Genomic DNA, 6,116 nt, shown 5'->3' with positions numbered 1-6,116 from the left:
AGCAGCCATGCATCGGGCGTTGGCCAACGCAAAGAAACTTGAAATGAAAAATGGCATGAAATCGATAGCGATCATGCTTGCGTCGGAGTCGTCGAAGTATGGGACTATCACGCCAAGTTTGACGCTGGCGTTGAATTCAGTCGCTGCCGTGACCTCCCAGATTCCACATAGACACAACTCAGTTGCGATCTCGCTCGTATTGGAAGGAGAGTCCTGTTATTCGATTGTCAACGGTAATACGGTGCATTGGTCCAGGTTTGCCACCTTCGTCACGCCAGGCGGTGCATCGCACTCTCACCACAACGAATCTCCTGGGAATGCCTTATTGCTTATCGTGCAGGACGGAGGGTTTTATTACCATTGCCGTACGATGGGATTCGCCATAGTCGACACACCAACGCCTTCATGAGTTGTCGGCGTCCTTGGAACCCGTCCAGCGGCACTTCACGGCCCTCTCCCGCGGGCACTATGTATGGGCACCGCTACCGGAATTAGCGGACACCAACACCTCCTTCCAATACGGACTACCGTTATTCGTTATTCGACTCACATCGACCTACGACCTGCTGCCCAGCCAGAGCTAGCTAAATCGAGAGCGTTCCGACTAACGCGCCCGCGATCGTTAATGCCGAGCGTGACCTACCTGCTGCCCCGGTTTGCATCGGAGCCATTTCACGGACCACCTCGAAATTTTCTCGACCATGACTCACTTTACCCATTCAAGTGGCTTAACGGTCCGTTGGGTCGATCCCAACAATGTCCTCGCACTGCAGTCCGTTTCCTGCGCTCTGCTGCAGATCATTGAGCCATGAGCCGAGCAAGATGCTCCTCAAGATATCGCGTGTGGTAATGGCCTTTGCGCACGCCGTCGTCCATGAGCAAGGCCAAATGCAGTGGCTTGGTTGTCTTCAGGCCAACGATGTCGAATTCACCGAGCGCGCGTTTCATCCGCTCGATCGCTTCAGCGCGCGACGCGTCCCACACGATGACCTTCGCCAGTAGCGAATCGTAGTACGGCGGTACTGCATAGCCGTCGAAGAGATGCGTGTCGATCCGCACGCCGGGACCCGCCGGCCAGCGCAGCCCACTGACCTTGCCCGGCGCGGGCATGAAGTTCTTGTGAGGATCTTCCGCGTTGATCCGGCATTCGATCGCGGCACCGCGCAGGACGATATCCGCTTGCGCATAGCGCAGCGCTTCACCTGCTGCGAGCCGCAGCGACTCGCGCACGATATCGATGCCCGTGATCATCTCCGTCACCGGATGCTCGACCTGCACGCGTGTATTCATTTCGATGAAGAAGTATTCCGACGTGATCGGATCGTACAGATACTCGACCGTGCCTACCCCCCGGTAATTGACCGACTCTGCAAGCGCGACCGCCGACGCGCACATGCGCTCGCGTACGGTGGCATCGAGTGACGGAGACGGCGCCTCCTCGACGAGCTTCTGGCGGCGGCGCTGGAGCGAACATTCGCGTTCGAACAGGTGAATCGCGCGCTCGCCATCGGCCAGAATCTGCACTTCGACGTGCCGCGCCATGCCGACAAAGCGCTCCAGATACAGCCCGCCATAACCGAATGCGCTCTGCGCTTCCCGCGTCGCGATGGCGAATTGCGCCTCGAGCTCCTGCGCATCCGCAGCGACGCGGATGCCGCGCCCGCCGCCACCCGCGGCCGCCTTGAGCATGACCGGATAACCGACGAGATCCGCCGCCGTGATCGCCGCCGCCAGATTCTCGACCACGCCATCGCTGCCCGGCACGGTCGGCACGCCGGCTTTCATCGCACAGGCGCGAGCTTGCGCCTTGTCGCCCATCAATGTGATCGCACGCGGCGACGGTCCGACGAAGATCAGCCCGGCGTCGACGACCGCTTGCGCGAACGCCGCGTTCTCCGACAGAAAACCGTAGCCGGGATGAACGGCATCGGCGCCGGAAGCTTTGGCCGCCGCGACCACGGCGGCGACATCGAGATAGCTTTTCGCGGCCGGCGCGGGGCCGACGCTCACGCAGTCGTCGGCCATGCGCGCGGCGAGACTGTCGATATCGGCCTCGCTGCATCCCAGAACCGTCTTCATGCCGAGTTCGCGCGCTGCACGAATGATGCGCACAGCGATCTCGCCACGGTTCGCGACGAACAGCGTGTGGATGCCTTGTTGCATGTCAGTCCTCAATCCGTGGAAATGATGGCGAGCACGGCGTCGGAATCCACCGCTTCGGCGTCGGAAATCATGAACGCAGTGAGGATTCCGTCGACCCCCGCAAAGACTTCGTTGAACTGCTTCATCAGTTCGATATTGCCGATCACAGTGTCGGCGCTTACGTGCTCGCCTTCAGCGACAAACGGCGGTTCGCCCGGCGCCGGGCTTCGATAGAACGTCCCGGGTATTGCGCTCTTGACGTCAACGGTTGGCATGCATGTTCTCCTGTGGTTTAAGCACCGACGGTATCGACTTCGATGAGCGACTGAATGCTGCACAGCTTGTCCAGGCGGCGCCGTCCTTCGTTCGCTTGCGCCATCGAGGTCCGGCGAAAGCGCAATTTTTCATGCGGCCGCGCCTGCCCGAGCCGCCACAAGTCGAAGCGCGGCACGGTGAAAGGCACGAAGAAGCCGCCCGCGCTCGGCGAGTCATGGATGAAGATGATCGGCGTCTGTCCGGCAATGCTGATGCCGCCGACGGGATAGCCGTGGTCGAGAATATTCGACGGCTCGCTGCCATGCTCGGTGGGTTTCGCATACGCCTGCGCCGAGAACGTGAATTGAGGACCCGACATCCGTAGACCCGTGCGGTTGCTTTGCGTGCTGACGGTCCACTCGCTGTCGAAAAACATCATGATCGAGTTGTCGTCCAGCCACGTATCGTTTGGTCCGAGCATCGCGGCGATGCGATTGTCGGTCGTGCCCGCGCCTGCCACGGGCGCGATCGGCGGTCTGGCGCTATCGACGACTTTCATCAGCTTGTGGGTTGCGCCGGATTCGCCGAGCGGCACCTGCTGACCAGCCTTGAGCGCGCCCGTGCCCAGGCCGCCGAGTCCCGCCATGTGAAAGGTCGCGCGCGAACCGAGCACGTTCGCAGTCGCAATGCCGCCCGAGATCGCGATGTACCCTCGCGCGCCGGTTTTCGCGGGCGAACACGCGAGCACCTGACCGGCGCGCACCGGAATCGTCTGCCACATGGGAACGGGTTTGTCGTCGAGCCTGGCAGCCGTTTCAGCGCCCGTCAGCGCAATCGCACCATCGCGATGAAAGCGCAGCGTCGGCCCAATGAACTGCCACTCGAGCGCCGCCGTATCGCGCGAATTGCCCGCGAGCAGATTCGCGAGCCTGAACGACCATGCGTCGGCCGGTCCCGATGGCGGGAAGCCCTGTTCCCAATAGCCGATGCGTCCCGGCAACTCCTGCACCGTGGTCTCCAGACCGTGCTTGATGATTTCCAGCATCGCCCTACTCCTTGTCAAGACCGCTGAGCCAGTCACGATACCGAGCGACCGAGAAGACCTGATAATCAATCATCGGATGCTGATACGTCCCGTCATTCACTTTCGATTCGATGAAGTCGTACTCCTCGCGCCCGATCGGCGTGAAGCTCACGCGATCCCCTGGGCGAAAGAGAGCGAGACTGTCCTTGAACGAGGCGAGACGCTGATCCTTGTCCCAGATGGGCATGGGCGTGCGGGCGAAAATCTGGTAGCCGCCGGGCGTGCGGTCGGGGTACATGGACGTCAGCCCGCCGCCCACGCCAATCGTTCCTTTCGGCGTCCAGCCGCGCGGCGGGTTGTACTTCGGCGCGCTCAGCCGGTTGCGCGGATCGAGCGGCATGAGCGAACACAAGCCGGGCCAGAAGCCGAGCGCCGCGACCCAGTATTCCGTGCCCGAGTGCATGCGTTGCAGCGCGGCGCGATCGGCTAGCCCGTTCGCCTGACACAGCAACTCGGGGTCCGGCAGCTTCTCCGGATAGGTCTTTCGATAATCCGCGACGCACTCTTGCGTCCACGGATCGAAGTAGTACAGCGGCACGTAGAAAAGCCGGCTCGGCATGTCGAGCACACCATCGCCCGATTGCTGGCCGAAGATGCTCCGAATTTCCATCACGACATCGTCGTACGCAATGCGGTCCGGGTCGTAGGACACGAGCAGCGACGCCAGTTCCGGAACCAGTTCTATGACACCATCGATCTGCGCTTCCCGGATCGCATGCGCGAGCGCCTGGACCTTCACGTTCAGGTCGAAGCTCATTTCATTACCGAGCTCGACTTCGATAAATGAGTCGCCTGCGGGACTGAATCGCGGCTCGGAGTGATGCATGTATAGCCTCAAGTCAGGTTAGGACAGGTCAGTTCTTGTCCATGCGGACGAAGAGCACCCAGAACAGCGCGGCAAGCGACGGCAGCACCACGGCGAGCACGATCGTCTCCAGACAGAAAATCACCGGCACTTGCGATTGTTGCGACGACGCCATCATCCAGTTCCAGATAGGCATGGTCTCGGCGGTGCCGCGCAAGAAGATCGAACGCTGGACCTCGTTGAAGGAAATCAGGAATCCGAATGTTCCTGCGCCGACGATGCCCGGTCGCAGAATCGGCATTTCGATGTCCCAGAAAGTGCGCCATCCCGACGCGCCCAGATCGGCGGCCGCTTCCACGAGACGGCTGTCGAAACGCGTGGTCAGGACCAGCACGATCAGCAGCGAGAACGGGAACGCCCAGACCACGTGGCCAAGGAAGATCGACCAGTAGCCGAGGGTCAGTCCCATCATCGGGCGCAGGAAAATGAACTGCGCGGCGCCCATCGACATGCCCGGAATGAAGAGTGGCAGCACTGCGAGCAGCACGAGCGTGCCGGCGCGCTTCGAATGCGGCAGCACGCGGCCGACCAGCGTTGCCGTGACGGCCGTCACCGCGCCCACGCCGAGCGCAATCAGCAAGCTGATGCCGAACGGCGCGAGCCAGTCGCCCGACTGGAACAGCGCGACATAGTTGGCACCGGATATCGGGAACGGCAGTCCGGACAGCGGTTGTGAGCTCACGGACATCATCGCGAGCCACAGCAGCGGAAAATAGATGAACGCGAGCGCGCCGAACGCAATCCACTTTGCGACGCGCGGCCAGCCGGCCCAGTAACTCCATGCACGGCCCTGCGGCTGCCGGGCCATTGTCGGTGCCGGCATTTCAATAACTGACGGGTTCAACTTTGCAGACTCCGGAAAGACATGGACAGGTCGGCGAAACGGCGCGTCACGAACATCAGCACCGCGAAAATGATGCCGATCATGAGAACGACAAAACTGGACAGCGCGGCAACGACGGGATATCGCAGGGCGCCATAGGCGCTGTCGACGGAATTACTCAGCATGTTGACGAAGCCGCCGCCGAGCAGATTCGGCTCGACCCACGAGGCCAGTGCCGGCCCGAGCGTGAACACAACGCCGGCCAGCACGCCTGGCAGCGAGAGCGGCAGGATGATATCCGCGACGATGCGTGCCGGCGTCGCCCCGAGGTCCGCTGCGGCGGAGATCAGGGTGTCGTCGATCACGCTCATCGCCATGTAGACGGGCAGGACCATCATGGGAAAGTACGAGATCACCATGCCGAAGTGCACCGCCGCTTCCGTGTAAAGCAAGCCCTTGATGGGTGACTGCACGATGTGCAGCATCATCAGCACATGATTGATCAGGCCGTTCTCATCCAGAATGCCGCGCCACACAATAATTCGCGACGACTGGTCGAGAAAGAACGGAATAGTCAGCAGCGCAAGGACCACAGCGCGCGTCGTCTTCGTGCAATTGCCCTTTGCAAGCCACAATGCCGACGGAAACGCGAGTAGCAATTCAATCAGTGTCACCGTCATCGCAATACGCAGCGTTCGCACCGTTACTTCGAAGCGGCCCGACGTGAAGATGCCCTCCCACGTCTTGAGCGTGGGCTCGTAGACCATCATGAAGTTGCGGCTGTCGAAGAAACTGTAGGCAACCAGCACGAGCAGCGGCGCAATGACGACAAACAACCACACGAAAAGAAAGCTGCGAATCAGCCACGGCGAGCGGTCGAGCGGCGTGCGCATGCCGCGGCTGGATAACTTCTGAATCAGGTTGCTCATGATGTCGCCCTTGCTTCG

At 61.2% G+C, this 6,116-nt stretch carries 7 protein-coding genes; 1 reads left to right on the top strand and 6 read right to left on the bottom strand.

The window, feature by feature from the left end; translation table 11 throughout:
- Window positions 1–409, top strand: a 409-nt coding sequence (locus HB376_RS38425) for a cupin domain-containing protein (RefSeq protein ID WP_213768915.1), incomplete at its 5' end; no start/stop codon positions are given.
- 389 nt (window positions 410–798) lie between these two features.
- Here HB376_RS38425 and HB376_RS38420 read toward each other — a convergent pair.
- The 6 genes from HB376_RS38420 to HB376_RS38395 are packed head-to-tail and all read right to left on the bottom strand — an operon-like array spanning window position 799 to window position 6,098.
- The gene (locus HB376_RS38420) at window positions 799–2,163 is read right to left on the bottom strand and encodes an acetyl-CoA carboxylase biotin carboxylase subunit (RefSeq protein WP_213768914.1); all 1,365 of its coding nucleotides are present in this window, start codon (window positions 2,161–2,163) and stop codon (window positions 799–801) included.
- An 8-nt stretch (window positions 2,164–2,171) separates the two neighbouring features.
- Window positions 2,172–2,417: an acetyl-CoA carboxylase gene (locus tag HB376_RS38415; protein WP_213768913.1), complete on the bottom strand. Its 246-nt coding sequence runs from the start codon at window positions 2,415–2,417 to the stop codon at window positions 2,172–2,174.
- 17 nt (window positions 2,418–2,434) lie between these two features.
- On the bottom strand, window positions 2,435–3,442 hold the full coding sequence (locus HB376_RS38410; RefSeq protein ID WP_213768912.1) for a biotin-dependent carboxyltransferase family protein: 1,008 nt from the start codon (window positions 3,440–3,442) through the stop codon (window positions 2,435–2,437).
- A 4-nt stretch (window positions 3,443–3,446) separates the two neighbouring features.
- On the bottom strand, window positions 3,447–4,307 hold the full coding sequence (locus tag HB376_RS38405; RefSeq protein ID WP_213768911.1) for an allophanate hydrolase subunit 1: 861 nt from the start codon (window positions 4,305–4,307) through the stop codon (window positions 3,447–3,449).
- A 28-nt stretch (window positions 4,308–4,335) separates the two neighbouring features.
- Window positions 4,336–5,190: a hypothetical protein gene (locus HB376_RS38400; protein WP_213768910.1), complete on the bottom strand. Its 855-nt coding sequence runs from the start codon at window positions 5,188–5,190 to the stop codon at window positions 4,336–4,338.
- Complete coding sequence (locus tag HB376_RS38395) at window positions 5,187–6,098, bottom strand: ABC transporter permease (RefSeq protein WP_213768909.1); 912 nt, start codon at window positions 6,096–6,098, stop codon at window positions 5,187–5,189. Before HB376_RS38395 ends, HB376_RS38400 begins: the two co-directional genes overlap by 4 nt.
- Window positions 6,099–6,116: the final 18 nt, after the last annotated feature.

The organism is Caballeronia sp. dw_19 (assembly GCF_018449515.1).
Classification (GTDB): domain Bacteria; phylum Pseudomonadota; class Gammaproteobacteria; order Burkholderiales; family Burkholderiaceae; genus Caballeronia.
This window is presented reverse-complemented; position numbering and strand designations above follow the sequence as displayed.